We start from the raw sequence: 2,051 nt of genomic DNA, 5'->3' as shown, positions 1-2,051 counted from the left end.
TTAGGTTGGGTCATTTGACTCAAAGCATTAATGATTGGGGTGCTGTACCTGTGTCGTGCACCGCCATTTGGCCCTGCTTGAGTTCTAATTTGGCGCTTTGCGTGCCGTCTTTTTCTTGTATCATCAGTAGGTACTCGTCTGTTTCTTCGCTTAACAGCCATGGACGGCGATTGTCCGCATCGCCTGTTAAGGTGACGATGATGGATTTGGTCTTTAGGCGTACCATGGGCGGTTTGTGCTGATAGCCTGCGTGCTCAAGGTCAATGATTTCATGGGCGATGGCATTGGCTTGCTCACGCAAAGGTGCGACAAAACGGCAAGCACGCCCCCCAATGGCAATGCAGTCGCCAATGGCAAAAATGTGTGGATCGGAAGTCTTGAGCGTGCGCTCATCCACACTAATACCTTGGATGCTGTGCACCACACCTGCACGCTTAGGCAAGCGTTCATCCAAAGCCAGTCCTGTGCTTGCCACCACTTCATCAACGACAAGCGTTGTACCGTTATCTAGGGTTAGCTTATAGCCGCCATTGCTATTGAGTCGGGTTAGCTGTGTGACATTACTATCAGCCAGATAATTTATGCCTGTGCTGATAAGGGCATCTCTTAGACGTGCGCCTGCTCTTTTGGGTAAAATCTCGGCCAAAGGCAAGCTGCTACGGTTAATCAGCGTCACCTTGTGCCCTGCTCTGATAATGTCTTCGGCAACTTCCACGCCAATCATACCAGCGCCAATCACTGCAATGTGCTGTGCTGTTCTGCTTGCCAATCTGCTTTGCAACTTAGCAAACATATCAATATGATTGATACGCCACACACAATCAGGCGGTAGACATGCTGGCAAAGTGGGTGTCGCCCCCAATGCTAAAATCAGCTTTTGATAATAAAAGTTGCCACGGGTGGTACGGATTTGGCGTTTTTTGGCATCAATATGAATGACAAAGGTCTGCGCTACCAAGCCAATGTTTAGCTTTTTGCTTAGCTCCTTGGCGGATTTGGTAATGAGTGTTTCAGGAGTCTTGTTTTGGCTGATGGCAATGGACAGCTGGGGCTTCATATAGCGGTCACCACTGTCCGCAGTGATGAGCATGATGGGGAGCTTGTCATCTAGCTTACGCAAGGCTTCAATGGCTGTCCAGCCTGCCGTACCACCACCAATTACTATCACACCGCCTTCATCGGCAACAGGATTAATCATAGGCTTGGTAATGATGGTATCACGACTGACAAAGGGCTCAAAGTCACGCTTGGTAACACCACACAAGGGGCATTGCCAGTCATCGCTAATGTCCTCAAAGCGAGTGCCTGCAGGCAAACCACCGTCAGGATCGCCTAGACGCTCATCATAAATCCAGCCACAGGCACGGCACAGATACTGTCGCCATGCTCCACGTCCGTCAGTGGGGTTGCCCTCTGCATCCATATTGACAGGGGGGAGATCGGTACTGGTGTGCTCATTCATTGTGGTGCTACCTCAGACAATAACTGATGCGACAGATAACGCAAATGCTTAATCGCAGGTGTGACTATCGCCACAAAATGCGCTTCACGGATACGGCGCTGGGGGCTGGCACTCATCAGATACCCTCTAGCCCCGTGGTGTAGTAGAGCAGCTTGGGTGGCTTTTAGGGACAGCTGTGCCCCTTGCGAGCGTACATCAAGTACATCCAAAAAGAAATCCTTATGCTCATCAAAAGGGGTGCTGGCTAGACGCACCGTCTGACTAAGTAAGTCATCAAGTGCTTCTTGCAGTCCGCCTGCTTGGTCTTCTAGGAACTGATTGACATGTCCAAGCTGTGATTCTACCGCCGTGATGTCATTGATTGCCCCTTGGATAATCCCTGCACCAATGCCCATCTGCATCAGTACAAACGCCCCACGCACGCGTTTAATAAACGGCGTGGCTGGGTCAGCGATGATAGTATCGTTGGGCACAAAATAGTCATTAAGCTCAATTTGCCATGTGCTTGAGCCTTCCATACCACTAAAAGTTGGACAAGCGTTGAGTTGCCATTGTCCTGCACGCTCATCATCAAAGGCAAGCAAAAAGA

1 protein-coding gene and 1 pseudogene are annotated in these 2,051 nt (G+C 50.1%); both read right to left on the bottom strand.

The window, feature by feature from the left end; translation table 11 throughout:
• Positions 1-19: 19 nt before the first annotated feature.
• Positions 20-1,462 carry an FAD-dependent oxidoreductase gene (locus tag GY683_RS00370; protein ID WP_297286866.1) on the bottom strand — a complete coding sequence of 481 codons (1,443 nt, stop codon included), beginning with the start codon at positions 1,460-1,462 and terminating at the stop codon, positions 20-22.
• Positions 1,459-2,051, bottom strand: a pseudogene (locus tag GY683_RS00365) (acyl-CoA dehydrogenase); the annotation flags it as partial. The pseudogene GY683_RS00365 and the gene GY683_RS00370, both read right to left, overlap by 4 nt.

It is taken from the genome of Moraxella sp. (genome assembly GCF_024227015.1).
In the GTDB taxonomy this organism is placed as follows: domain Bacteria; phylum Pseudomonadota; class Gammaproteobacteria; order Pseudomonadales; family Moraxellaceae; genus Moraxella.
The sequence above is the reverse complement of the archived record's forward strand: the minus strand, read 5'-3'. Positions and strand labels throughout refer to the sequence as shown.

Bases quoted from the DNA above. Each gene is read 5' to 3' on its own strand.
- GY683_RS00370 (WP_297286866.1), bottom strand. From the start codon at position 1,462: ATGAATGAGCACACCAGTACCGATCTCCCCCCTGTCAATATGGATGCA.